Consider the following 24,874-nt stretch of genomic DNA (forward strand, 5'->3'; position numbering starts at 1 on the left):
CGTCCCGGGCTGCGTTCCCACGCAGAGCGTGGGAACGATCATTAAAGGGTCAGCAGGCTCACGCCTGCAATTGGAGCGGCGTTTTCTGATCGTTCCCACGCTCTGCATGGGAATGCCTCAAGGGACGCTCAGCGTTCCAATGGCACGCAAAGCGTCCCGGGCTGCGTTCCCACGCAGAGCGTGGGAACGATCATTAAAGGGTCAGCAAGCTCGCGCCTGCATTTGGAGCGGCGTTTTCTGATCGTTCCCACGCTCTGCGTGGGAATGCCTCAAGGGACGCTCAGCGTTCCAATGGCACGCAAAGCGTCCCGGCCTGTGTTCCCACGCAGAGCGTGGGAACGATCAATAGGCCACCGTGCTGGTTTGGAGCGGTGTTTACAAGCCCAGATCCGACAAGCCCGGGTGATCATCAGGGCGACGGCCCAGCGGCCAATGGAATTTGCGCTCGCTTTCCTTGATCGGCATGTCGTTGATGCAGGCAAAACGATGGGCCATCAATCCGTCCTCGTTGAACTCCCAGTTTTCGTTGCCGTAGGAGCGGAACCAGTTGCCAGAATCGTCGTGCCATTCATAGGCATAACGCACGGCGATGCGATTGTCGGTGAACGCCCACAGCTCCTTGATCAACCGATAATCCAGTTCCTTGGCCCACTTGCGCGTCAGAAAGCCTTTGGCTTCTTCTCGGTTGTAGGCGAACTCGGCGCGGTTGCGCCACCGAGTGTCCAGGGTGTAAGCCAGCGACACGCGCTCAGGATCGCGGGAGTTCCAGCCGTCTTCGGCGAGGCGGACTTTTTCGATGGCCGATTCACGGGTGAATGGCGGCAATGGCGGACGAACTTCGGCATTAGACATATCAAGTCTCCGTATACAATCAAGTTAAAACACGTTGTCGGGCTTGCTTAAGTTGTTACAGGTCCAATAACTTTCGCGCCATGCATTGCGCATTATCGGCGGCACTGTGATCACCCATGACAAGCGCCAAGGTAATGGCACCATCGATCAGGATCAGCAGCTGTCTGGCCAGACTCTGCGGATCCTCGGCACCATATTCGGTACACAGCTCGCACACGTAGTCGAGCAGCTTTTGTTTGTGGTCTTTGGCGACCAGCCGGACCGGGTCTTGCGGGTCGCCGGTTTCACCGCTGGTGTTGATGAACGCGCAGCCGCGAAAGCCTTCAGAGTCGAACCAGGACTTGAGCACGCTGAACAGATTGAGCAGGCGGTCCGCCGGGGTCCGGGCTTTGCCGACTTCAGTTCTGTACCAGTGCATCCAGCGTTCGTCACGGCGTTGCAGGGCGGCGACGACCAGCTCCTCCTTGTTGGCGAAGTAGCGGTAAATGCTCTTTCTGGAGACGCCGGCGGTTTTCACCAGAAGATCCATGCCAGTGGCAGCGATGCCACTTTTGTAGATCAACTTTTCGGTGACATCCAGAATGATGTCGCGTGTGTCATTGCTAGTGATTTCGTTCATGTGGCAAAGAGTAGAACGATCGTTCTTCTTGGTCAAATGTTTTTCCATTGCCCATAAAACCGCCATCGCTGGCAAGCCAGCTCCCACAGGGAAATGCGATCAACCTGTGGGAGCTGGCTTGCCAGAGATAGCGTCATTATGGACACCCACAAGACCCGAGCCGATCCATGGTGTAAGCTCTCAAACTCTCTGGATTCGACCCATTGCGAGCCCTATGCCGTCGCTTTTCAAACGCTCCCTGCTGCCTAAACTGCGCAGTTTTCCGCTGACCGCCGATGCCGTCACCTTCCTCAGCGGCGCCGCCGAGTTCCGTCGTTGCCTGCTGGAAAAAATCGCCAGCGCCACCCAGCGTATCTATATCGTTGCGCTGTACCTGCAACAGGATGAGGCCGGCCAGGAAATACTCGATGCCTTGCACGCGGCCAAACTGGCGCGTCCACAGCTGGACGTGGTGGTGGTCGTCGACTGGCTGCGCGCGCAGCGCGGTTTGATCGGTGCCGGCAAGCAACCGGGCAATTCGGCCTGGTATCAGGAGATGACCCGCACTCATGCCAGCGAAGTGCCGGTGTATGGCGTGCCGGTGCAAACCCGCGAGCTGTTCGGCGTGTTGCATTTGAAGGGCTTCATCATCGATGACTGCGTGATTTACAGCGGCGCCAGCCTGAACAACGTCTACTTGCACAAGCTCGACAAGTACCGCTACGACCGTTATCACCTGCTGCACAACCGTGCGCTGGCCGATTCCATGCACCACCTGGTTCAACACGGTCTGGTGGCTTCCAAAGCGGTGCATCGCCTCGACCTGCCGAACCTGCCGACCACCCGCAGCCTGCGCAATGACATCGGCGATCTGCGCAGCCGTCTCAAGCACGCTGCGTACGACACCACCCAGGGCTCCACGGACAAGAGCGGTCTGTCTGTCAGCCCGTTACTGGGCGTGGGCAAGAACAATCCGTTGAGCCGGGTGATTGGCGAGCTGATCGGCAGCGCCCAGCATCAACTGACCATCTGCACGCCATACTTCAACCTGCCATTGGCCGTAACCCGGGATATCAACCGGGCGCTGGCGCGGGGTGTGAAGATCGATATCGTGGTTGGCGACAAGACCGCCAACGATTTCTATATTCCACCGAGCGAACCGTTCAAAGTGATTTCGGCGCTGCCATATCTCTACGAGATCAGCCTGCGCCGATTCGCCAAGCGCCATCAGCGCAACATCGACAGCGGTCAGTTGAACCTGCATCTGTGGAAGGATGGCGACAACACCTACCATCTCAAAGGCATGTGGATCGACCAGCGTTACACCTTGCTGACCGGTAACAACCTCAACCCGCGAGCGTTTCGCCTCGATCTGGAAAACGCCTTGCTGATTGATGATCCAAAGGGCGAGTTGTTGGTGCCGCGCCGTACAGAGTTGGCACAGATTTTCCAGCACACCCGGCGCATCGAGCGTTTTGGGGATCTGGAAACATTGCCGGACTACCCGGCGGGGGTGGCGAAGTTTCTCAAGCGTGTGAGCCGGGTGAGGGTTGAGCGGTTGCTGTACCGCATTCTTTGAATGTGTGGCGTGGCCACTGGCGCAATCGCGAGCAGGCTCGCTCCGATAGGGGATGCAGTGCGCTAAGATGCCCGCCATTCAAACAAGATCAGGGCTTGTCTCGCTCAATGTCCGAAAAAGACACCATCTCCATCCAACTGGTGCGTGAAGCGCTGTTGCAAAGTTGCGCCCCGGGCGTTGTGACCGACGAGGTGTTGCACAAGGTCGGCATCGAGCCGTTGTTGTTGAACAGCAGCACCGCACGGGTTCCCGCCACGGCGTACGCTCGACTTTGGCGCTTGCTGGCGCGGCGCGGGGACGATGAGTTTTTCGGCATGGACCCGCGCAAGCTCAAGTCCGGCAGTTTCGAATTTCTGTGCCGCTGCGCCATGATTCAGCCGAATGTCGCGGCGGGCCTGACCAGCGGCCTGGGCTTTTTGTCTTTGATGCTCGAATGCATGCCCGCCGAGTTGGTGCGCCAGCAAAGCCTGGCGGAAATCGTACTGCTGGAAAACGATCACGAGCCGCGCCGCGCCTTTACCTATTTCACTTACTGGATGATCGTGCACGGCGTGGCGTGCTGGTTGGCAGGGCGGCGGATTCCGATCCTGGCCATCGAATTGCGCTGCCCCAGGCCGGACTTCTGTGATGACTATCAGGTGATGTTCTCCGAAAACCTGCGGTTCGACCGTCCACGCACGCGGATGATTTTCTCTGCCGATTGCCTCGATCTGCCGATCAAGCGTACAGCGGAAGAACTCAAACGCTTCCTGGCTCATGCGCCGGCCAACATCCTGGTCAAATATCGCGATCCGCAAAGCCTGGCCAGCCGTATCAAGCACGACCTGCGGCAATTGCCCGCCGAGCAATGGCCAGAAACCGAAGCGCTGGCACAACGCCTGTGCATGTCCGCTTCGACCCTGCGGCGCCGCTTGGCCGAAGAAGGTCAGACGTATCAAGCGCTCAAGGACAGCGTGCGCAAGGAACTGGCGATTGTCTGGCTGGCCGAGCCGAGCATCAGCTTCGCCGAGATTGCCACACGGCTGGGTTTTGCCGATGCGAGTTCGTTCTACAAGGCGTTTCGCAAGTGGTCGGGGTCCAATCCGGGTCATTATCGGAATTTGATTCTCAACGAAGCGAGCTAGACACTGATCATTCCCACGCTCTGCGTGGGAATGCCTCAACGGACGCTCCGCGTTCGGCTTTGGATGGGACGCAGAGCGTCCCGGGGTGCATTCCCACGCGGAGCGTGGGAACGATCATTGCGCCAGGTGGGATCTTGGCCAAACCAGTCAAGCAACTTGATAACTTTGACCATTGCCCCGCACACCGTGCAGAGCGAGTATTTCCCTGTTGTTTACGGTTCCCCCAACCAATAAAAAACAAAGGGATTCTGGCAATGCGCGATTACTTGTCTGCTGTTTCACAGTTCGATTATCAGCACACCGTCGACGCTGCACTCGCGGGCGATCTGACCGCCCTCAATGCCTGCGTCGAATGTTGCGACCGGCATGCGTTGCCCGGGCGGATCGCATTGTTTTGGGAAGGACGCGACGGCGCCAGCGCCACGTACACCTTCACCGATCTGCAAGACAAAGCCGCGCGCTTTGCCAATTTCCTGTTGGCCCAAGGCGTAAAAAAAGGCGACAAGGTCGCCGGCCTGTTGCCACGTAACATCGAATTGCTCATTACCGTGTTTGCCACCTGGCGCATTGGCGCGGTCTACCAGCCGCTGTTCACCGCGTTCGGCCCCAAAGCCATTGAACACCGCCTCGGCTGCTCCGGCGCCAAAGTGGTGGTCACCGACGCGGTCAATCGCTCAAAACTCGCCGAAGTCGCCGAATGCCCGACCATCGTCACCGTCGCAGGCGCAAAAGGCCAAGGCATCGTACGGGGCGATTTCAGCTTCTGGGCCGAACTGGCCAACTATTGCAACGATTGCGAACCGGTGATGCTGAGCGGCGAAGACCCGTTCCTGCTGATGTTCACCTCCGGCACCACCGGCCCGTCGAAAGCGCTGTCGGTACCCCTGAAGGCCATCGTCGCGTTCCAGAGCTACACCCGTGACGCCGTGGATCTGCGCCCCGAAGACGCATTCTGGAACGTTGCCGACCCGGGTTGGGCCTACGGCATCTATTTCGGTGTCACCGGGCCGATGTCGATGGGGCATCCGATCACGTTTTACGATGGCCCGTTCACCCTCGAAAGCACCTGCCGTGTCATCAACAAATACGGCATCACCAATCTCACCGGCTCGCCGACCGCTTATCGTCTGTTGATCGCCGGCGGTGATGAGTTCGCCAAGTCGATCAAGGGCAAGCTGCGCATTGTCAGCAGCGCCGGTGAGCCGTTGAACCCGGAAGTGATCCGCTGGTTCGCCGATCAGCTTGGCGTGGTCATTCATGACCACTACGGCCAGACCGAACTGGGCATGGTGCTGTGCAACCACCACGCACTGGAACATCCGATCCACATGGGCGCCGCCGGTTTTGCCTCGCCGGGTCACCGCATCGTGGTGCTCGATGATGAATACAACGAACTGGGTGTCGGCCAGCCGGGCATTCTGGCGATCGACCGGACCCAGTCGCCGATGTGCTGGTTCGCCGGCTATGAAGGCGCGCCGACCAAGGCCTTCGTCGGCCATTACTACCTGAGCGGCGACACCGTCGAGTGGAACCCGGATGGCAGCATCAGCTTCGTCGGCCGCAGCGATGATGTGATCACCACTTCAGGCTACCGCGTCGGCCCGTTCGACGTGGAAAGCGCGCTGATCGAACACCCGGCGGTGGTCGAAGCCGCGGTGGTCGGCAAGCCCGATCCGGAACGCACTGAGCTGGTCAAAGCCTTCGTCGTGCTCAGCGCGCAATATCGTGCCGCGCCGGAGTTGGCCGAAGAGCTGCGCCAACATGTACGCAAGCGCCTGGCGGCGCACTCGTACCCCCGTGAAATCGAATTTGTCAGCGAATTGCCGAAAACCCCAAGCGGCAAATTGCAGCGCTTTATCTTGCGCAACCAGGAAATCGCCAAGGCTCAAGAGGCCGCGGCGAAGAACGTTTCAGCTTGAATCCAAGGAAACAATGATGCAGATCCAAAACAAGGTTTTTATCGTCACTGGCGGCGCGTCCGGCCTCGGTGCCGCCACCGCTGAAATGCTGGTCGCCGCCGGCGCCAAGGTGATGCTGGTGGACATGAACGCCGAAGCTGTCGCGGCGCAGGCCCAGCGCCTGGGCGCGCAAAGCGTGGTCGCGGACATCAGCAACGAAGCAGCGGCTGAAGCGGCGGTGCAGGCCACGGTCAAAGCCTTCGGCGGCCTCAACGGTCTGGTCAACTGCGCCGGCATCGTGCGTGGCGAGAAGATCCTCGGCAAAAACGGTCCGCACGCGCTGTCCAGTTTCAGCCAGGTGATCAACGTCAACCTGATCGGCAGCTTCAACATGCTGCGCCTGGCCTCGGCGGCGATTGCCGAAACCGAAGCGGACGCCGATGGCGAGCGTGGCGTGATCATCAACACGGCGTCTGCTGCGGCATTCGACGGCCAGATCGGTCAGGCGGCGTATTCGGCATCCAAGGGGGCGATTGTCAGCCTGACCTTGCCGGCCGCACGGGAGCTGGCGCGCTTCGGCATCCGGGTGATGACCATCGCCCCGGGCATTTTCGAGACGCCGATGATGGCCGGCATGACCCAGGAAGTGCGCGATTCCCTGGCAGCTGGCGTGCCGTTCCCGCCGCGCCTGGGCAAACCTGCCGAGTACGCATCACTGGTCCGGCATATCATTGAAAACAGCATGCTCAATGGCGAGGTGATCCGTCTCGACGGTGCCTTGCGCATGGCCGCGAAATAAGGAGGATTTGTCATGAGCCTTTCCAACGATCCAATCGTCATCGTCAGCGCTGTCCGCACCCCGATGGGTGGTTTTCAGGGCGAGCTGAAAAGCCTGACCGCGCCGCAACTCGGCGCGGCCGCGATCAAAGCCGCTGTGGAGCGCGCCGGTGTCGCCAGCGATGCCGTCGATGAAGTTTTATTCGGCTGCGTACTGCCAGCCGGTCTCGGCCAGGCCCCGGCACGCCAGGCGGCGCTAGGCGCCGGGCTGGATAAATCCACTCGCTGCACCACCCTCAACAAAATGTGCGGCTCGGGTATGGAAGCGGCCATCCTCGCTCACGACATGCTGGTCGCCGGCAGCGCCGAAGTGGTCATCGCCGGGGGCATGGAAAGCATGTCCAATGCGCCGTACCTGCTGGACCGCGCCCGCAGCGGCTATCGCATGGGCCATGGCAAGGTGCAGGACTCGATGTTCCTCGACGGCCTGGAAGACGCCTACGACAAGGGCCGCCTGATGGGCACTTTTGCCGAAGACTGCGCCGAAACCAACGGCTTCAGCCGTGAAGCCCAGGACGCCTTCGCCATTGCCTCGACCACTCGTGCGCAACAGGCGATCAAGGACGGCAGCTTCAAGGACGAAATCGTTCCGCTGACCGTCATGGTGGGCAAAGAACAGGTGACGATCAGCAATGACGAGCAACCACCGAAGGCCAAGCTGGACAAGATCGCCTCGCTCAAACCGGCGTTCCGGGACGGTGGTACGGTCACGGCGGCGAACTCCAGTTCGATCTCCGACGGTGCGGCGGCGCTGGTGCTGATGCGCCGTTCCGAAGCTGACAAGCGTGGTTTGAAACCGTTGGCGGTGATCCACGGTCACGCGGCGTTTGCCGACACGCCGGGCCTGTTCCCGGTGGCACCGATTGGCGCCATCAAGAAACTGATCAAGAAGACCGGCTGGTCGCTCAATGAGGTGGATCTGGTGGAAGTCAACGAAGCCTTCGCCGTCGTCGGCATGGCCGCAATGACCCATTTGGAAATACCCCACGAGAAACTCAACGTGCACGGCGGCGCTTGTGCTTTGGGCCACCCGATCGGTGCGTCCGGTGCGCGCATTCTGGTGACGTTGCTTTCGGCCCTGCGCCAGAAAGGCCTGAAGCGTGGCGTTGCGGCCATCTGCATCGGCGGCGGCGAAGCCACGGCAATGGCTGTGGAATGCCTGTACTAACGCCGCCTCTGTAGGAGCAAGGCTTGCCCGCGATAGCGATCTCAAAGACGCCATCGCGGGCAAGCCATGCTCCTACAAGAGCAGGGTGCATTCAGGCTCAAATCAAGGATTCATCATGATTCCCAATGACGACCAACAACAAATTCGCGACATGGCCCGGCAATTTGCCGAGGAACGGCTCAAACCATTCGCCGCCGAGTGGGACCGTGAGCACCGTTTCCCCAAGGAAGCCATCGGCGAGATGGCCGAACTGGGCTTCTTCGGCATGCTGGTGCCGGAGCAGTGGGGCGGTTGCGACACCGGTTACCTGGCCTACGCCATGGCCCTGGAAGAAATCGCCGCCGGCGATGGTGCCTGCTCGACCATCATGAGCGTGCACAACTCGGTCGGTTGCGTGCCGATCCTGCATTACGGCAACGATGAACAGAAAGAACGCTTCCTCAAGCCGTTGGCCAGCGGCGCAATGCTTGGCGCGTTTGCACTGACCGAACCCCAGGCCGGCTCAGACGCCAGCGGCTTGAAAACCCGCGCCAAATTGAACGGCGATCACTACGTGCTTAACGGCTGTAAACAGTTCATCACCTCCGGGCAGAACGCAGGCGTGGTGATTGTGTTTGCGGTGACTGATCCTGCAGCCGGCAAGCGCGGCATCAGCGCATTCATCGTGCCCACCGATTCGCCGGGCTACAAAGTCGCGCGGGTCGAGGACAAGCTCGGCCAGCATGCGTCGGACACCTGCCAGATTCTCTTCGAAGACGTAAAAGTCCCGCTAGCCAACCGCCTGGGTGAAGAGGGCGAGGGCTACAGGATCGCCTTGGCCAACCTCGAAGGCGGACGCGTCGGTATCGCCTCGCAATCAGTGGGCATGGCCCGCGCCGCGTTCGAAGCGGCCCGCGATTACGCCCGTGAGCGCGAGAGTTTCGGCAAACCGATCATCGAACACCAGGCTGTCGCGTTCCGCCTGGCGGACATGGCAACCCAGATCGCTGTAGCGCGGCAAATGGTGCATTACGCCGCTGCCCTGCGTGACAGCGGCAAACCGGCGCTGGTCGAAGCGTCGATGGCCAAGTTGTTCGCCTCGGAAATGGCCGAGAAAGTCTGCTCCTCGGCGTTGCAAACCCTGGGCGGTTACGGTTATTTGAACGACTTCCCGCTGGAGCGGATCTATCGCGACGTGCGGGTGTGTCAGATCTACGAAGGCACCAGCGATATTCAGCGCATGGTCATTTCGCGCAATCTTTGAAGAAGGAACCACTCCGTGAGCTACGAAACCATTTTGCTGGAAACCCATGGCCGCGTCGGCCTGATCACCCTCAACCGCCCGCAAGCGCTGAACGCCTTGAATGCGCAGATCGTCAGCGAGCTGAACCATGCCCTCGATGGCCTGGAGGCCGATTCGAACATCGGTTGCATCGTGCTGGCCGGCTCAAAAAAGGCTTTTGCTGCCGGTGCCGACATCAAGGAAATGGCTGAGCTGACCTACCCGCAGATCTACCTTGACGACCTGTTCAGCGACAGCGACCGCGTGGCCAACCGGCGCAAGCCGATCATCGCTGCGGTGAATGGTTTCGCCTTGGGCGGTGGCTGTGAACTGGCGCTGATGTGCGATTTCATTCTGGCCGGCGACAACGCCAAATTCGGTCAGCCGGAAATCAACCTCGGCGTATTGCCAGGTATGGGCGGCACCCAACGTCTGACCCGCGCCGTGGGCAAGGCCAAGGCCATGGAAATGTGCCTGAGCGGGCGTTTGATCGATGCGGTGGAAGCAGAACGTTGTGGCATCGTGGCGCGCATCGTGCCGAGCGATGAGCTGCTGGAAGAAGCACTGAAAGTCGCGGCATTGATCGCCAAGAAGTCGTTGCCGATTGCGATGATGGTCAAGGAAAGCGTCAACCGCGCCTTTGAAGTGAGCCTGTCCGAAGGCGTGCGTTTTGAGCGTCGGGTGTTTCATGCGGCGTTTGCGACGCAGGATCAGAAGGAAGGGATGGCGGCGTTCATTGCCAAGCGTGAGGCGGAGTTCGTCGGCAAGTAATGCGGCGCTCTTGCTGACGTCATCGCTGGCAAGCCAGCTCCCACATGATGTAGCACCGATCGTTCCCACGCTCTGCGTGGGAATGCCGACCGGGACGCTCCGCGTTCCTTCGCAAGCGCGACGCAGAGCGTCACCGGATGCATTCCCACGCAGAGCGTGGGAACGATCATCAGGACTTCACACCAAGTAATTCTTCAGTTCGCGGGCGATGACCATCCGCTGAATCTCGCTCGACCCTTCATAGATCTGCGTGATTCGCGCATCCCGGTAATACTTCTCGACCGGGTAATCCTCCAGATAGCCATAGCCGCCGTGAATCTGAATCGCTGACGAACAGACTTTCTCGGCCATTTCCGAAGCAAACAGCTTGGCTTGCGAAGCCTCGGACAGACAAGGCTTGCCCGCGGTGCGCAGGCGAGCGGCATGCAGGATCATCAACCGAGCGGCATTGAGTTGCATGTGCATGTCCGCCAGCAAGTTGGCGATGCTCTGGTGCTCAATGATCGGCTTGTCGAACTGCACACGGTCGCGGGCGTAAGCCAGGGCCGCTTCAAAGGCGGCGCGGGCGATGCCCAGCGCTTGGGCGGCAATGCCGATGCGGCCGCCTTCAAGGTTGGACAGGGCGATGGCCAGGCCTTTGCCGCGCTCACCCAGCAGGTTGGCTTCGGGGATGGTGCAGTTATTGAGCGTGACGGCGCAGGTGTCGGACGCGCGAATGCCCATTTTGTGCTCGGTGCGGTCGACGATAAAACCGGCGGTGTCGGTCGGCACCAGGAATGCCGAAATGCCGCGCTTGCCCAGATCCGGATCGGTCACCGCAAACACGATCGCCAATTTGGCCCGTTTGCCGTTGCTGACGAATTGCTTGGCGCCGTTGATTACCCAATGGCCATCGCGCAGTTCGGCACGGGTGCGCAGGTTGTGCGCTTCGGAGCCAGCCTGGGGTTCGGTGAGGCAAAAGCAGCCGATAGTCTGGCCGCTGGCCAGATCCGCCAGCCAGGTTTGCTTCTGTTGTTCAGTGCCGTAGTTGAGCACCGGCCCGCAGCCCACCGAGTTGTGGATGCTCATGAAGGCGCCGGTAGCGCCGTCGCCGGCAGAGATTTCTTCTACCGCCAACGCATAAGCCACGTAGTCGACATAGGTGCCACCCCATTCCTCGGGGACCACCATGCCGAGCAGGCCCAATTCACCCATTTTCGCGACCAGACCGTCATCGATCCAGCCGGCCTTTTCCCAGGCTTGTGCGTGAGGCGCGATTTCACCACGGGCAAAATCCCGGGCCATATCGCGGATCATGACCTGCTCTTCTGTCAATTCGAGATCGTGCATGGCTCAGCTCCCGCTCTCATCAAAACCGTTGAAGAAACTCGCCACGTGTTCGGCGTCCAGCGCCTGCAAAGTGGGCGGGTTCCAGCGCGGATTCTTGTCTTTGTCGATCAGCAAGGCACGCACGCCTTCGATCAGGTCGCCGCGCTCGAACCACTGGCGGTCCAGGTGCAGCTCAAGGGCGAAGCATTGTTCGAGGCTCAGGCGGCGACCGCGACGCAGCATTTCCAGGGTCACGCCCATGGCCAGCGGCGAACGGGTTTGCAGCAGGTCGGCGGTGGCGGTGGCCCACTCGTGGCTATCAGCGACCGTTACTTCGCGCATTTGCTCAACCATACTCGGCACGTCGGGCAGGGCGAAGAAGTGGTCGATGGCCGGGCGTAAAGTTGCCAATGGCGCATCTGGCAATTGTTGCACGGCGAGTTTCGCCAGCAGGCCCTGGAGGTCTTTGAGTGGGGTGTCGCGCCACTCCAGCTGATCGAGTTTTTCATCCAGCGTGGTCAGTTTGCTGCTGTCCAGATACCAGTCGGCCAAACCGCAATACAGCGCATCGGCAGCCCGGATCTGCACGCCGCTGACCCCCAGGTAAATCCCCAGTTCGCCGGGAATGCGCGGCAGGAAGTAACTGCCGCCGACGTCCGGGAAATAACCGATACCGACTTCCGGCATCGCCAGGCGGCTTTTCTCGGTGACCACTCGCAGATCGGCGCCTTGCACCAGGCCCATGCCGCCACCGAGGACGAAACCGTCCATCAAGGCCAGCACGGGTTTGCGGTAATGGTGAATCGCCAGGTCGAGGGCGTACTCCTCAACGAAGAATTCTTCGTGCAGGGTGTCGCCGTTCTTGAAGCTGTCGTACAGCGAACGAATATCGCCACCGGCACAGAAAGCTTTTTCGCCGGCACCGCGAAGAACCACCGCATGCACCTGTGGATCACCGGCCCAGGCATCGAGCTGGCGGTGCAGGTTGCGCACCATGTCCAGGGTGATGGCATTGAGGCCTGCGGGGCGGTTGAGGGTCAGATGGCCGATATGGTTGCGTACTTCGGCCAGCACTTCATTTTGCATGGCTTCCATGGACTGCGGTCCATTCGATGTAACCTGAGCAGTCATCACTAACTCCCTGCTTTTATTGTTCTTTATTAGAGAAGCTCGCGCGCGAGCGATGCAAGATCGTAACAGTGCAAATTTGTGATGTACAACCGGGATATGTGCAGGTTTTATCTGCACAAATGCATGGCGAGAACGCAATACCCTGTAGGAGCGAGCCTGCTCGCGATGAGGCCCTGCCAGTCAACATCGATGCTCAATGGCAGACCGCTTTCGCGAGCCTCGCTCCTGCAGGGATTTCATCAGGCGCTACGGCTCAACACCTCACCAATACTGCGCCGCTTGGCATGCAGTTCACTGGCATGGATCAGCTGTTCGAGGTCTTCGGGGGTGACGTCGAAGAACGCTTCCATCTCGGCCAGGGCCAGTTTCAGGTCCTGGGCGGTAATGGCTTGGGTCTCCACGGGCGTGTGATCGGCAGGAATCACTGCCGCGGGCTCGGCGGCACGCTTGGGGTAACGGATACGGGTGAGGTTGTTGTAGGCCAGGGCGCTGAGCAACATGATCGACGCGCCGAGCATCACCGGACCCAGCGCTTTCCAGTCCATGGCAATGGTTGCCGGATCGGCCAGGACCAGGGTCAGCGCCAATGCGCCGGCGGGTGGATGCAGGCAACGCAGCCAGCACATCAGGATCAACGCCATGCCGGCCGCCAGACAGGCGCTGCCCAATGTCCGCCCCAGCACATGAGCGACCAGCAGCGATATCACACCCGCGCTCAGATAACCGCCGATGATCGACCACGGCTGGGCCAATGCACCGGAAGAAACGGCGAACAGCAACACCGCCGATGCGCCCAGCGGCCCGATCAGATGTTGCGCCACTTCGATGCCAAACACCTGACCACACAGCCAAACGCTGAGCAGCGTTCCCAAGGCCATGCCGATGGCAGCACGACTCCATTCCGTTGGGCGGGTGTTGATGGCGGCAGGCAACCAGCGAGCGAACATGATGTGGTGGTTTCCAATAACAAAATTCGAGGAAAAAAAAAGGCTTATCTGGGATAGCCAGAAAGCCCTTGAAGTTGTTCCAACTATTGGGGGAGGAACGCCGACAGTGTGCCGATCATTACTGATGCTGACAAATTCATATTAATGAAGCTTCAGTTCATTAATTCTGATGTAAAGCGACGCGCCGACCAAGTATGAGACACAGGAATTGCACCCCACCGCCAGGACAGTGGCCTTTATCGGCGATATTTGACTTTATCGGCCATGACCGGCAGCGTAACGGCCCTCTTTGTCTGCACACCGTTTGTAGCGATTTCTTTTATCAAGGCCGTTTCGTTTGACTGACTTACCTGTTGCTGATTCAAGTACGCCCAAGACCAACCCGCTGACTCTCTATCTGGCGCGATTGGCGCCCTCCAGCCAACTGACCATGCGCTATGTGTTGCAGGACGCCGCCGATCGCCTGGGCTTCGATGAAGTGAACATCGAAGAGATTCCCTGGCACAACCTGCAACCCGAAGACGTCATTGCCCTGGTCGCGACGCTGCGCACCGATGGGTACGCACCGAACACCTCTTCGCTGTACGTCAATGCCGTGCGCGGGGTGATGAACGAGGCTTGGCGCATGAGCCTGATCAGTCAGGAACACCTGCTGAAGATGCGTTCGGTCAAGGGCATTGCCGGCACGCGCCTGTCCCAGGGCCGCAATCTGCGGCGCACGCTGATTCAGGAACTCATGGAAGTCTGCGCCGCCGATCCCCGGCCGCAGGGCCTGCGGGACGCGGCGATCATCGGGATTTTATACGGCTCGGGCATGCGCAAGTCGGAATCGGTCAACCTCGACCTGAACCAGGTCGACTTCGCAGAGCGCAGCCTGCGGGTGACGGCCAAGGGCAACAAGCAATTGATCAAGTACGCCCCGGCGTGGGCTTTCGCTAAACTGGACGCCTGGCTGGAGCTGCGTCGCTCGATGCTCAAGGAAGGCGAACAGGATGACCCGTTCCTGTTCAATCGAATCCGTCGCGGCAGCCATATCACCCGCGAACGCATCACCAAACATGCGATTTACTACATCGCCAGGCAGCGCGGAACGCAAGTCGGGGTGAAAATCATGCCCCATGATTTCCGCCGCTCGTTCATTACTCGGGTGATTGAAGAGCACGATCTGTCGATCGCCCAGAAACTCGCTCATCACAGCAACATCCAGACCACCGCCAACTACGATGTTCGCGATGACAACGAGCGGCGGCGGGCGGTGGATCGCTTCGATCTGTGAGCCCTCAGCTCAGTACGTGAGCATGGCCGATGGTCGAGATGTGAACGGCGCTGCCGGCCGGTGGGGCGTACATGCCCGAGCTGCGCACCAGCAATGATCGGCCGGGTTGTTCGCTGGTGATCAATGGCTGCAACTGCACTGTCAGCGTGCAGGTGTTGCCGCTGAAATCCCGGTCGGTGACCACCGCACGGCATCCGGAAATTTCCGTGTCGCTGGGCAGCAGGCTGGCCACTTGCAACTGCTCGGGCCGCAGCATGATTTGCGCCGTGCTGTTGTTGCGGTGATTGTTGACCGGAATTCGCCCCAGATCGCAGTGTGCCCAACCGGCTTCGATGCGTGCCGGCATGACCACGGCATCACCGAGAAACAGCGCGGTCTGCTCGTCTTCGGGATAGCGGTAAAGATCCAGTGGATGCCCCGACTGTACCAGGCGACCGTTACGCATCACCGCCAATTGATCGGCAAAGGACAGGGCTTCGCTCTGGTCGTGGGTGACCAGGATCGTGGTCACGCCGGCATCGTCGAGCAAGCGCGCGACCATCTTGCGCATGGCCGAACGCAATCCGGTATCCAGCGCGGAAAAGGGTTCATCCAGCAACATCAGCCGAGGCTGTTGCGCCAGTGCCCGTGCCAGGGCTACCCGTTGCTGCTGACCACCGGACAACTCGTGGGGCCAGCGTTCGGCCATGCGCGAGTCCAGGGCCACGCTGTCCATCAACTGCGCCACGCGCTGCTGTTTTTCATTGCCCTTGGTCGACAAGCCAAAGCCGATATTGGCCGCCACCGTCATGTGCGGGAACAGCGCGCCGTCCTGGGGAACGTAGCCAATCAGGCGTTGATGCGCCGGCACCTCGTGGGTGCTGTCGACCAGGGTCTGACCGTTCAGCGACAGGCGTCCGCTGTCAGGAAATTCGAAACCGGCGATCATGCGCAGCAAGGTGGTCTTGCCGGAGCCCGAAGGGCCGACAATCACCGTGCGACTGCCGCTGGGCACGGACAGGCTGACGTCGTCCAGCGCACGATAGGCGCCGTAGGTTTTGTTCAGGGAATGCAGTTCAAGCGTGTTCATCGGCCAGCCGTTTTTTTCGATTGGTGATAAAGAAGTCCGGTCAACGGTAGCGACAGCACAATCATCAGCAACGCGTACGGCGCCGCGGCGGCGTAGTCGATTTCGCTGGTCATGGCCCAGAACCCGGTGGCCAATGTGCGTGTGCCGTTGGGGGCGAGCAGCAGGGTAGCGGTCAATTCGTTGGTGATCGCCAGAAAAACCAGTGCTGCCCCGGCGGCGGCACCCGGTGCCGCCAGCCGCAAGGTAATCAGCCACAGCGCGCGGGCAGGGGAGCGGCCGAGGCTGCGGGCGATGTTTTCCAGTTCCACCGGCGCCTGGGCGATACCGGCACGCAGGCTCACCAATGCGCGGGGCAGGAACATCAACAGATAAGCCAGCAGCACGGTGATGGTGGTCTGATAGATCGGCCGTGCGAAATGGATGGTGACGGTCACCAATGCCAGTGCAACGACAATGCCCGGCAATGAGCTGGTGATGTAGTTGCAGCTTTCGAGGACGCGTTGCATTCGTCCGGGATAGCGAATCGACAGCCAGGCAATCGGGATCGCAGCGCACGTGGTCAGGGCTGCGCCGCCGACGCCGAACAACAGGGTCTGCTCCAGTGCCGGCAGCAGTTCGGCCATGTCCCACACTTGCGAGCCTCCGGCAATCAGCCAGTTGCCCAACGTCAGCAGCGGTACGCCCAATGCCAGCAGGCAGGTAACCCCCTGCAAAGCCAATCCGAGTGCGGTTGACGACGTGCGCAGGCAAACGATCCGCTGCTCACGGGCACTGCCCGAGCCGACACGAGCATAGCGCGCGGTGCCACGCGCTGCCGACTCAGCGGTGAGCATCGCCAGGCAACACAACGCAAGCACGCTGGCCAGCATGTGGGCAGCAGGCCCGTTGAAGGTGGATTTGAACTGATCGAAGATCGCCGTGGTGAACGTGTCGAAGCGGATCATCGCGTACAGGCCGTACTCGGCCAACAGATGCAGCCCGACCAACAATGCGCCACCGCAAATGGCCAGGCGTAACTGCGGCAGCACCACGCGGAAGAACACCGCCAAGGGCTTGAGCCCCATTGATTCGGCCACGTCTTCGATGGCCGGATCGAGGCGGCGCAGGGTGGCTGCAACCGGCAGGTACAGGAACGGGAAGTAGGCGATGACCGAGACCAGCACTCCGGCAAACAAGCCGTGAATCGGCGGCACCAGGCTGACCCAGGCATAACTGTGGACGAAAGCCGGCACCGCCAACGGCGCCGTGGCCAGTAATGACCACCAGCGGCGCCCCGGCAGATTGGTGCGTTCTGTCAGCCAGGCCAGCGTGACCCCGAGCGCCACGCACAGGGGAATGGTCAGCAACACCAGCAACACGGTGTTAACCAGCAATTCGCCCACCCGCGGCCGGAAAACCAGGGTGACCACCGTAGACCAGCCTGTCTGCAAGGACACGCCGATGACATAGGCAATCGGCAGCAACGCCAATAACGAAACCAGCACCGACAAACCGATCACCCACGGGCCGCCACGGCTCGCGAACGTGCCGCGAGATCGTCGGCGCAGATTGGCGGGAACGGCGTCAGTCACTCCCGCCGGCAGGGTTTCAGGTATCAATTAGAGCAGTCCCGCCTGAGTCATCAGTTCCACGGCTTTTTTGCTGTCAAGTTTCGAAGCATCGACAGTTGGCGCATCGAGCTGCTGCAAAGGCATCAATTTCGGGTTGGATTGAGCGTTCTTGCCCACGGCGTATTCAAACGATTTGCCGTCCTTGAGGATGGTCTGGCCGTCCTTGCCGGTGATCCATTTGAGGAACGCCTGGGCTTGTTCCTTGTGCTTGCTCGACGCCAGGACGCCGCCGCCGGAAATGCTGACAAAAGCACCCGGATCCTTGTGTTTGAAGTAGTGCAGGGCGGTGTTCTTGCTGTTTTCGCCGGTCTTGGCCTGGTCGACGAAGCTGTAATAGTGATAGATCACGCCGCTGTCGATCTGCCCGGCATTCACCGCTTTGAGCACCGAACTGTTGCCCCGGTACGCGGTGAAATTGGTTTTCATCGCCTTGAGCCATTCGAGGGTTGCGGCTTCGCCTTTTTGTTCCAGCATCGCGGCGACAATCGCCTGGAAGTCGGCGCCGCCCGGTGAAGCGCCCCAGCGACCTTTCCAGGCCGGGGCGGCTAAATCCATGATCGATTTGGGCAGGTCGGCGTTCGGCAGTTTGCTCGGGTTATAGACGAACACGGTTGAACGCGCGGCGATTCCGATCCATTTGCCATGGGCTGGACGGTAAGCGGCGTCGACTTGTTCAAGCGTGGCTTTGTCGACGGGGGCGAACAAACCGGCGTTATCGACCAGCACCATGGCCGGCGAGTTCTCGGTCAGAAACACATCGGCCGGTGAATCGGCGCCTTCCTGGACGATCTGATTGCCCATCTCGGTGTCATCGCCGTTGCGCAGGGTCACCGGAATTCCGGTTTCCTGAGTAAACCCTTCAACCCAGGCTTTCGTCAGGCTTTCGTGCTGCGCGTTGTAAACCACGATGCCGACGGAATCGGCCGCGTATACATGACCTGCGCTGACAAGAGCGCTGGCGAGCAAGGCTTTTTTCAGAAAAGACGGGACGCGGAAAATCATGCTTTAGCAGCTCCTTTTAATATTTTTCGAGCAAACAGATTCGACAAGATAGACGTCGATTATTGTAGATCAATAGGAATCATTTGCATGTTTGCGGCGCGGCAAATGTAATGCCTGAAATGAGAAAAATTCGTCAACTCATGGGTTTGATGGACAACCTTTTTGTGACCCGGAGGCAGCCTGGCTGATCACCGCGGCCAAGCGTTTGACGTTGTTTTGCTGAGCGGCTACCAACTCATCGATGGACGAACCGGAAGGCGTCTGCAAAGTGCTGCGACAACTCAACAGGGTGTTTTCATCGCCATTGGCGCCCCGCAGGCGCCACTTCACATCGATCAGCCCATACTGACCCGGAATCGAATCGAAGCGTTGCACCTCCAGCCTCACCGATATTCTGCGTTGCGGGTTGTTGTTGACCATCTGGTCGAGCAGAGCGCTGCGCAGTTCATCCACCAGGCTGGCGCCCCACCATTGGGTTTCAAGAATGGCCATGCCTGTATTGCCTTCGCGCACCACGATCTGTGGACGATCCACTTGCGGCGGCACGGTAAGACCTTCGATCTGGATGTCCGTCGTGGTCCTGGTATTGCCGGACAGTTGCGCCGGCGTCAGGGTGTGAAACTGGATCGGATCGCTGCGGCAGGCGGTGAGCAAAGACAGCGCGACGACCAGGGTCATTTTCATTGGAAAAGCCATGGGTGTTACTCCTGTAGTCATTTGCTCGGTGGTCCTTGCAGATCAATGGGGGCGGCGTTGTTCGGGCGGCCACGAATCAGCGATTCCGGATGGCGGCCCAGATAATCAGTAAGGTCGCGCAAGGACCGCGACGTACGTCCGAGTTCTTCCAGGGTCTGGCCCAGTTGCTCGCGTTGTGGCGAATCATCGGCCAGGGTCGAGTTGGCCGATTTCAGCGTCGTTTCGGCGGACTGCAGCGTCTTGCTGACGGTCGACAAGGTGGTTTGAACCCCTGGCAATGTCTTGCTGTTGAACTGCCCCAGGGTTTTGCGCAATTCCACCAGATTGCCGTCCAGGTTGCCGGCAATGCTCTCCACCGGCAGTTTGTTGATCTTGTCGACCATGGCTTCGAGTTTTTCCTGCAATTGCTCCAGGCTACCCGGAACGGTCGGGATGGTGACCGGGCGGGCCGTGGGATCGAATGCCACTTTTTCCGCTTTGGGGTAGAAGTCCAGGGCGATGTACAACTGACCGGTCAACAGGTTGCCGGTGCGCGCCTGCGCACGCAGGCCGTTCTCGATGAACGTACCCATCAGGCGCACACCGGCGGCTTCGTCGTTGGGGTCGTGCTTGAGCGCAGTGAGCATTTTTATGTGTGCCTGGCCCAGACGCTGTGGGTAGATCACGATGCCGACATTGAGTGGGAAGGTGCGTTTCTTGGCATCGAAATCCAGATTGACGGAGACCACTCTGCCGAATTCAATACCGAGAAATTCCACCGGCGCATCGACCTTGAGCCCACGCAGTGCCTGATCGAAGCGCAAGGCCAGGTATTGCGGCTTGCCGCTGGGTGGGGCGAGGGCGGTTTGCTGGTCGTCGAACAGCTCGTAGGCATACTGCTCGGGGGCGGGCTTGTCATTGGGGCTGTATTCAGGTGCGCGGAAGGCAATACCGCCGACCAGAATCGAGGACAAGGATTCGGTCTTCACCGCAAAACCGTTGGCTCCGACGTTCACGTCAATCCCGCTGGCGTTCCAGAACCGGGTGTTCTCGGTGACATATTGATCGTTGGGCGAGTGGATGAACAGTTCGATGTTCACGCCTTTTCCGTCCGGATCCAGCGCGTAGGCCACCACCTGGCCGACCGGAATCTTGCGGTAGTAGACCGGGGAGCCGATATCCAGCGAGCCCAGGTCCTGGGTGTGAAGAGTGAAGCGTTTACCTGGCTCGCCGTAGGTGATCGGTGGCGGGTTTTCCAGGCCAGTGAAGTTTTTTGCACGTTTCTTGGCCTGGCCGATATCGGCACCGATGTAATCCCCGGACAGCAACGTATCGATCCCTGATACCCCGCCCGCTCCGATACGCGGTCTGACCACCCAGAACTGTGAGTCCTCGCGGGTGAAGCTCTCGGCCTGCTTGGCCAGTTTGATGGTGGCGTTGACGCTTTTCTGATCGTTGCTCAGCTCTACATCCGAGACGTGACCGATCACCACGTTGCGGTATTTGACCTCGGTCTTGTTGGCGGTCAAGCCGCTACCGGTCTTGAAGGTGACAACGATGGTCGGTCCCTCCTGAAGGATGCTGTGCACCACCAGCGAAATACCCACCAGCACTGCGACGATCGGCACGATCCACACCAGCGAAATGCTGAAACGCCGGGTTTTTATCGGGGCCTGCCCTGGGGCACGTGATTCGTCAGTGATTTGCGACTGCATCCGTGACCTCCTGATTGTGAGGAACTTTCCTTGCGTTATCCCAAATCAAACGCGGGTCGAAACTCATCGCCGACAGCATCGTAAATACCACCACCAGACCAAAGAAAAGAATGCCCGGGCGCGGTTCTATATCGGCCAGGGCTTGAAATTTCACCAGCGACGCCACCAGGGCCACCACGATCACATCGAGCATCGACCAGTAACCGATGACTTCGACGAAACGAAACAGCTTCGACCGCTCCTTGCGCGCCCAGTCGCTGTCACGCTGCACGGTGATCAACAGCAATGTGATTGCGCCGAACTTGACGCCCGGCACGGCGATACTGGCGATGAAAATGATCAGCGCAATGTCCCAGGCGCCAGCTTCCCAGAACTCCAGGACGCCGCTCATGATCGTGCTGTCGGCGCCGTTGCCGACCATTTTTGTATTCATCACCGGCAGCAGATTGGCCGGGATGTAAAACACCAGGGCCGCAATCATGAAGGCCCAGGTCCGGGTCAACGAGTTGGTTTTGCGGCGATGCAGCGGGGCGCCGCAACGTTCGCATTCGTGGGGGTTGTCGGACACGTCGCACGCCAGGCCGCAGGTGTGGCACAGGCAAAGATTGAGGTCGTCGGCAACCGGAGGGGTGGTCATTGGATGTCCCATAGTTCGCGGATATCACGGCCGGCAATACGGATCATCATCAGGCTGAGGATGGCCAAGGCAAACAAACCGATGCCGGGTAGCACGTCCAGCAGCCCGGCGAGTTTGATCACCGCGACCATGGCTCCGAGCAGACACACTTCCAGCATGCTCCAGGGCCTGAGGGTTTCCAGCCAGCGCATGCAGAACTTGAACGCCGGTGAGCGTCTGTTGCCCAGTGCAAAACTCAAGACCCAGATCAGCAGCAGCAGCTGGATGATGGGCGCGATGATCATCGCGATCGCTGCCACCAGGGCGATGAATGTGATGGGGCCCAGACTCAGGGCCAGGACCGAATCCCAGAGCGTCGCGCTGTTCTTCAGCCCTTTGAGGCTGATGCTCATGACGGGATAGAAGTTAGCGAAAATCCATAACATCAATGCGGTGAAGGTCAACGCAAGACGCTGCTCTACCGTAAGGCCGTTATAGCGCTGAAGCACGCCGCCGCAGCGCGTACACAGGGTTTTCTGATGTTTGGCGAGCGTCGTTTTTTCGTACACGCAATCACAGTGCTCGCAAATGATCAGTTGATCAGTAGATGCCATGGGCCAGGCTCGACAGAGAGCGGGAAAGAATGAGCACACCCTTAATATAGAAGCGACTTGCAATTGAGCAAATTGAAAGGCTGCACAACGGCATGGATAGACGGGGAAGGGCGTAGAACGGTTATGGGAGCGAACGGATTCGCTCCCACCGGGGGGGCTCGCCAGGCCGGGTGGATCAGCCCAGCATTTCGCGCATCCGATACCAGAGCATGCCGAGCGCCAGCAACGGGGAGCGCAGGGCGCGGCCGCCGGGGAAGGTCATGTGTGGCACGGCGCTGAACACGTCGAAACCTTTGCTGTGGCCCGCATGGATCGCCTCGCCCAGCAGTTTCGCGCACCAGTGGGTGACGTTCAGGCCATGACCGGAATAACCCTGGGCATAGAACACATTCGGGTGCTGGTTCAAACGGCCGACCTGCGGGAAACGATTGGCAGTGATGCCGATCATGCCGCCCCACTGGTAATCGATGCGCACGTGCGCCAGTTGCGGGAACACCTTGAGCATCTGTGGACGCATATAGGCGGCGATATCTGCCGGATCGCGCCCGGAATAGTGGCAGGCACCGCCGAACAGCAGGCGTCGGTCTGCCGAGAGCCGGTAGTAATCCAGGCCAACCTTTTGGTCGCACAGCGCCAGATTGTGCGGGATCAGTTGCCGGGCCGCGTCTTCGGGCAACGGTTCGGTGGCGATGATGTAGCTGCCGGCCGCAAGCACTTTGCCGCTGAGTTTCGGCTCCAGTTCTTCAAGATGCGCATTGCAGGCAAGTACCAGACTGCCGGCACGCACCGTGCCCCCGGCACAGTGAACCTGCACGGTGCTGCCATGGATCAGCTCCAGCACCGGGCTCTGCTCGAAGATTTGCACGCCAAGGGATTGCGCGAGCCTCGCTTCACCCAGCACCAGATTCAACGGGTGCAGGTGACCTGAGCCCATGTCGATCAATCCGCCGGCATACACGCCCGAATCAACCACGTGCTGACGAATCTGCCCGGGCTCGATCAGGCGGGTTTCGTGGGCGTACGCCGATGCCTTGAGGTGTGCGTATTCAGCCTTCAATCCGGCAAACTGCGCCGGGGTGTTGGCCAATTCGCAGAAACCCCAGCGTAGGTCGCAGTCGATGCCGTGCTCACGGATGCGATTACCCACCACTTGCACCGACTCCGTCCCGGCGTGCTCCAGATAACGCACGCCTTCGGCACCGATATGTTTGGCGAAGCCACTGACATCGTGGCCGATGCCGCGGATCAATTGCCCGCCATTGCGTCCGCTGGCACCCCAGCCAATCCGGCGCGCCTCCAGCACAATCACCGAAAGGCCGCGTTGGGCCAGTTCGATGGCGGTGTTGATACCGGTGAAACCAGCGCCGATCACGCAAACGTCGGCGACCAGGTCAGACGTCAGCTCAGGGCGATCCGCCATGCCCTGGGCCGAAGCGGCGTAATACGAGTGAGTATGTTCGCGGGTGTACTGGTTCATTTGTTCGACTTCACTTTGCTCCAGGAGCGGGTCATCAGGCGCATGATCGACTGCGGCGGGGTGGTGGAGATGTAGAGTTTGTCGAGCACCGCCTGAGGCGGGTAAACCTCGGGATTGTTGACCAGGTCCGGGTCCATGTACTGCTTGGCGGCCGGGTTCGGGTTGGCGTAACCGACCGAGGCACTGACCTTGGCGATCACTTGCGGGTCGAGCAGGTAGTTGATGAAGGCGTGGGCTTCTTTGGGGTTGCTGGCATCGGCGGGAATCGCCAGCAGGTCGAACCACAGGTTGGCGCCCTCCTTGGGAATGGCATAGGCAATGTTTACGCCGTTGTTGGCTTCCTTGGCGCGGTTGGCGGCCTGGAATACATCGCCCGAGTAGCCGAAGGCTACGCAGATGTCACCGTTGGCCAGGTCAGAGACATATTTGGACGAATGAAAATAGGTGATGTACGGACGGATGCTCAGCAGCTTGGCTTCGGCTTTTTTGAAGTCCTCGGGGTTCTCGCTGCGCGGATCCATGCCCATGTAGTTCAGCACGGCGGGGAACACTTCATCGGCCGAATCCATCATCGACACGCCGCACGCGCTGAGTTTCTTGATGTTCTCCGGTTCGAACAGCACGGCCCAGGAGTCGATCCTGTCGATGCCCAGCACAGCCTTGACCTTGTCGACGTTGTAGCCGATGCCGTTGGTGCCCCACAGGTACGGCACCGAATGCTCATTGCCCGGATCGTTTTTCTCCAGTAGTGCCAGCAGTTTCGGATCGAGGTTCTGGTAGTTCGGCAGTTGTTCGCGGTCCAGTTTGAGGAACGCTCCGGCCTTCACCTGGCGAGCGAGGAAGTGGTTGGACGGCACCACCACGTCATAGCCGGTGCGCCCGGCGAGCAATTTGCCTTCCAGGGTTTCGTTGGAGTCGAAGACGTCATAGATCACCTTGATCCCGGTTTTGGCCTGGAAGTCGGCGAGGGTGGTTTCGCCGATGTAGTCGGTCCAGTTATAGACGCTGACCTGGGGCTGAGCCTGGGCCACGGCGCTGAACAGGACCATGAGCGCGGTCGGGACCATGGATTTCAATAGACGCATATCGATACCTTCTTGGAATTATTGGATTGTTCAGGTGATTCATGGCCCCTGTGGGAGCGGGCTTGCCCGCGATGGCGGCGCATCAGTCGACAAAGATGGTGAATGTGCCGGCCTCATCGCTGGCAAGCCAGCTCCCACAGGGGAATGTTGATCGTTCCCACGTTCCGCGTGGGAATGCCTCCACGGACGCTCCGCGTTCGGCTGTTGCAGGGACGCGGAGCGTCCCGGGCTGTGTTCCCACGCAGAGCGTGGGAACGATCA

22 protein-coding genes are annotated in these 24,874 nt (G+C 59.9%); 8 read left to right on the top strand and 14 right to left on the bottom strand.

The features are described from left to right. Positions 1-375: 375 nt before the first annotated feature. Positions 376-852 (bottom strand): nuclear transport factor 2 family protein, encoded by a 477-nt coding sequence (locus D8U73_RS14015; protein WP_056855276.1) that lies wholly within the window; start codon positions 850-852, stop codon positions 376-378. Between the two features lie 55 nt (positions 853-907). After that, complete coding sequence (locus tag D8U73_RS14020; protein WP_130904921.1) at positions 908-1,471, bottom strand: TetR/AcrR family transcriptional regulator; 564 nt, start codon at positions 1,469-1,471, stop codon at positions 908-910. A 214-nt stretch (positions 1,472-1,685) separates the two neighbouring features. On the opposite strand from D8U73_RS14020, the gene pssA reads away from it, so the two are divergent. The 7 genes from pssA to D8U73_RS14055 all read left to right on the top strand — a co-directional run bounded on the left by pssA (position 1,686) and on the right by D8U73_RS14055 (position 10,088). Further along, positions 1,686-3,029 carry a CDP-diacylglycerol--serine O-phosphatidyltransferase gene (pssA, locus tag D8U73_RS14025; protein ID WP_056855278.1) on the top strand — a complete coding sequence of 448 codons (1,344 nt, stop codon included), beginning with the start codon at positions 1,686-1,688 and terminating at the stop codon, positions 3,027-3,029. A gap of 107 nt (positions 3,030-3,136) precedes the next feature. Then, on the top strand, positions 3,137-4,153 hold the full coding sequence (locus D8U73_RS14030) for an AraC family transcriptional regulator (protein ID WP_130904806.1): 1,017 nt from the start codon (positions 3,137-3,139) through the stop codon (positions 4,151-4,153). Positions 4,154-4,407: 254 nt separating this feature from the next. Further along, on the top strand, positions 4,408-6,072 hold the full coding sequence (locus tag D8U73_RS14035) for an AMP-binding protein (protein WP_130904807.1): 1,665 nt from the start codon (positions 4,408-4,410) through the stop codon (positions 6,070-6,072). A 16-nt stretch (positions 6,073-6,088) separates the two neighbouring features. Next, positions 6,089-6,850 carry an SDR family NAD(P)-dependent oxidoreductase gene (locus D8U73_RS14040; protein WP_130904808.1) on the top strand — a complete coding sequence of 254 codons (762 nt, stop codon included), beginning with the start codon at positions 6,089-6,091 and terminating at the stop codon, positions 6,848-6,850. 12 nt (positions 6,851-6,862) lie between these two features. Next, entirely contained in the window at positions 6,863-8,056 is a 1,194-nt protein-coding gene (locus D8U73_RS14045) for an acetyl-CoA C-acyltransferase (protein WP_130904809.1), read from the top strand. Positions 8,057-8,171: 115 nt separating this feature from the next. Next, a complete protein-coding gene (locus D8U73_RS14050) occupies positions 8,172-9,299 on the top strand; it encodes an acyl-CoA dehydrogenase (protein WP_056855283.1) in 1,128 nt (375 codons plus the stop codon). A gap of 15 nt (positions 9,300-9,314) precedes the next feature. Beyond that, positions 9,315-10,088 (top strand): enoyl-CoA hydratase, encoded by a 774-nt coding sequence (locus D8U73_RS14055; protein ID WP_130904810.1) that lies wholly within the window; start codon positions 9,315-9,317, stop codon positions 10,086-10,088. A 177-nt stretch (positions 10,089-10,265) separates the two neighbouring features. Here D8U73_RS14055 and D8U73_RS14060 read toward each other — a convergent pair whose 3' ends face one another. The 3 genes from D8U73_RS14060 to D8U73_RS14075 all read right to left on the bottom strand — a co-directional run bounded on the left by D8U73_RS14060 (position 10,266) and on the right by D8U73_RS14075 (position 13,474). Next, positions 10,266-11,417, bottom strand: coding sequence for an acyl-CoA dehydrogenase family protein (locus tag D8U73_RS14060; RefSeq protein ID WP_056855285.1), 1,152 nt, complete (start codon positions 11,415-11,417; stop codon positions 10,266-10,268). Between the two features lie 3 nt (positions 11,418-11,420). Beyond that, the gene (locus D8U73_RS14065) at positions 11,421-12,527 is read right to left on the bottom strand and encodes an enoyl-CoA hydratase/isomerase family protein (RefSeq protein ID WP_056855286.1); all 1,107 of its coding nucleotides are present in this window, start codon (positions 12,525-12,527) and stop codon (positions 11,421-11,423) included. Between the two features lie 239 nt (positions 12,528-12,766). Continuing rightward, positions 12,767-13,474, bottom strand: a complete 708-nt coding sequence (locus tag D8U73_RS14075) for an HPP family protein (RefSeq protein ID WP_130904811.1) — start codon at positions 13,472-13,474, stop codon at positions 12,767-12,769. A 337-nt stretch (positions 13,475-13,811) separates the two neighbouring features. On the opposite strand from D8U73_RS14075, the gene D8U73_RS14080 reads away from it, so the two are divergent. Next, the gene (locus tag D8U73_RS14080) at positions 13,812-14,750 is read left to right on the top strand and encodes a tyrosine-type recombinase/integrase (protein WP_056855288.1); all 939 of its coding nucleotides are present in this window, start codon (positions 13,812-13,814) and stop codon (positions 14,748-14,750) included. Between the two features lie 4 nt (positions 14,751-14,754). Here the strand turns inward: D8U73_RS14080 and D8U73_RS14085 are convergent, their stop codons facing one another. The 9 genes from D8U73_RS14085 to D8U73_RS14125 form a co-directional block, all read right to left on the bottom strand. Beyond that, complete coding sequence (locus D8U73_RS14085; protein ID WP_130904812.1) at positions 14,755-15,819, bottom strand: ABC transporter ATP-binding protein; 1,065 nt, start codon at positions 15,817-15,819, stop codon at positions 14,755-14,757. Continuing rightward, the gene (locus tag D8U73_RS14090; protein ID WP_177434474.1) at positions 15,816-17,366 is read right to left on the bottom strand and encodes an iron ABC transporter permease; all 1,551 of its coding nucleotides are present in this window, start codon (positions 17,364-17,366) and stop codon (positions 15,816-15,818) included. Before D8U73_RS14090 ends, D8U73_RS14085 begins: the two co-directional genes overlap by 4 nt. Before the next feature lie 51 nt (positions 17,367-17,417). Further along, on the bottom strand, positions 17,418-18,431 hold the full coding sequence (locus tag D8U73_RS14095; protein WP_130904813.1) for an iron ABC transporter substrate-binding protein: 1,014 nt from the start codon (positions 18,429-18,431) through the stop codon (positions 17,418-17,420). Between the two features lie 138 nt (positions 18,432-18,569). Further along, positions 18,570-19,127 (bottom strand): PqiC family protein, encoded by a 558-nt coding sequence (locus tag D8U73_RS14100; RefSeq protein ID WP_056855291.1) that lies wholly within the window; start codon positions 19,125-19,127, stop codon positions 18,570-18,572. A 17-nt stretch (positions 19,128-19,144) separates the two neighbouring features. Beyond that, positions 19,145-20,821 (bottom strand): MlaD family protein, encoded by a 1,677-nt coding sequence (locus D8U73_RS14105; RefSeq protein ID WP_056855292.1) that lies wholly within the window; start codon positions 20,819-20,821, stop codon positions 19,145-19,147. Continuing rightward, positions 20,802-21,458 carry a paraquat-inducible protein A gene (locus D8U73_RS14110; protein ID WP_130904814.1) on the bottom strand — a complete coding sequence of 219 codons (657 nt, stop codon included), beginning with the start codon at positions 21,456-21,458 and terminating at the stop codon, positions 20,802-20,804. The genes D8U73_RS14105 and D8U73_RS14110 overlap by 20 nt, the downstream gene beginning before the upstream one ends. Beyond that, positions 21,455-22,051, bottom strand: a complete 597-nt coding sequence (locus D8U73_RS14115; protein ID WP_056855294.1) for a paraquat-inducible protein A — start codon at positions 22,049-22,051, stop codon at positions 21,455-21,457. Before D8U73_RS14115 ends, D8U73_RS14110 begins: the two co-directional genes overlap by 4 nt. Before the next feature lie 175 nt (positions 22,052-22,226). Continuing rightward, the gene (locus tag D8U73_RS14120) at positions 22,227-23,528 is read right to left on the bottom strand and encodes an FAD-binding oxidoreductase (RefSeq protein WP_130904815.1); all 1,302 of its coding nucleotides are present in this window, start codon (positions 23,526-23,528) and stop codon (positions 22,227-22,229) included. Then, a complete protein-coding gene (locus tag D8U73_RS14125; RefSeq protein WP_130904816.1) occupies positions 23,525-24,613 on the bottom strand; it encodes a polyamine ABC transporter substrate-binding protein in 1,089 nt (362 codons plus the stop codon). Before D8U73_RS14125 ends, D8U73_RS14120 begins: the two co-directional genes overlap by 4 nt. Positions 24,614-24,874 lie beyond the last annotated feature (261 nt).

The sequence above is a fragment of the Pseudomonas sp. Sample_22 genome, assembly GCF_004307635.1.
Lineage (GTDB): Bacteria > Pseudomonadota > Gammaproteobacteria > Pseudomonadales > Pseudomonadaceae > Aquipseudomonas.

Coding starts and splice junctions, on each gene's coding strand:
- D8U73_RS14015 (WP_056855276.1), bottom strand. CDS start 852: ATGTCTAATGCCGAAGTTCGTCCGCCATTGCCGCCATTCACCCGTGAA.
- D8U73_RS14020 (WP_130904921.1), bottom strand. CDS start 1,471: ATGAACGAAATCACTAGCAATGACACACGCGACATCATTCTGGATGTC.
- pssA (WP_056855278.1), top strand. CDS start 1,686: ATGCCGTCGCTTTTCAAACGCTCCCTGCTGCCTAAACTGCGCAGTTTT.
- D8U73_RS14030 (WP_130904806.1), top strand. CDS start 3,137: ATGTCCGAAAAAGACACCATCTCCATCCAACTGGTGCGTGAAGCGCTG.
- D8U73_RS14035 (WP_130904807.1), top strand. CDS start 4,408: ATGCGCGATTACTTGTCTGCTGTTTCACAGTTCGATTATCAGCACACC.
- D8U73_RS14040 (WP_130904808.1), top strand. CDS start 6,089: ATGCAGATCCAAAACAAGGTTTTTATCGTCACTGGCGGCGCGTCCGGC.
- D8U73_RS14045 (WP_130904809.1), top strand. CDS start 6,863: ATGAGCCTTTCCAACGATCCAATCGTCATCGTCAGCGCTGTCCGCACC.
- D8U73_RS14050 (WP_056855283.1), top strand. CDS start 8,172: ATGATTCCCAATGACGACCAACAACAAATTCGCGACATGGCCCGGCAA.
- D8U73_RS14060 (WP_056855285.1), bottom strand. CDS start 11,417: ATGCACGATCTCGAATTGACAGAAGAGCAGGTCATGATCCGCGATATG.
- D8U73_RS14065 (WP_056855286.1), bottom strand. CDS start 12,527: ATGACTGCTCAGGTTACATCGAATGGACCGCAGTCCATGGAAGCCATG.
- D8U73_RS14075 (WP_130904811.1), bottom strand. CDS start 13,474: ATGTTCGCTCGCTGGTTGCCTGCCGCCATCAACACCCGCCCAACGGAA.
- D8U73_RS14085 (WP_130904812.1), bottom strand. CDS start 15,819: ATGAACACGCTTGAACTGCATTCCCTGAACAAAACCTACGGCGCCTAT.
- D8U73_RS14095 (WP_130904813.1), bottom strand. CDS start 18,431: ATGATTTTCCGCGTCCCGTCTTTTCTGAAAAAAGCCTTGCTCGCCAGC.
- D8U73_RS14100 (WP_056855291.1), bottom strand. CDS start 19,127: ATGGCTTTTCCAATGAAAATGACCCTGGTCGTCGCGCTGTCTTTGCTC.
- D8U73_RS14105 (WP_056855292.1), bottom strand. CDS start 20,821: ATGCAGTCGCAAATCACTGACGAATCACGTGCCCCAGGGCAGGCCCCG.
- D8U73_RS14110 (WP_130904814.1), bottom strand. CDS start 21,458: ATGACCACCCCTCCGGTTGCCGACGACCTCAATCTTTGCCTGTGCCAC.
- D8U73_RS14115 (WP_056855294.1), bottom strand. CDS start 22,051: ATGGCATCTACTGATCAACTGATCATTTGCGAGCACTGTGATTGCGTG.
- D8U73_RS14120 (WP_130904815.1), bottom strand. CDS start 23,528: ATGAACCAGTACACCCGCGAACATACTCACTCGTATTACGCCGCTTCG.
- D8U73_RS14125 (WP_130904816.1), bottom strand. CDS start 24,613: ATGCGTCTATTGAAATCCATGGTCCCGACCGCGCTCATGGTCCTGTTC.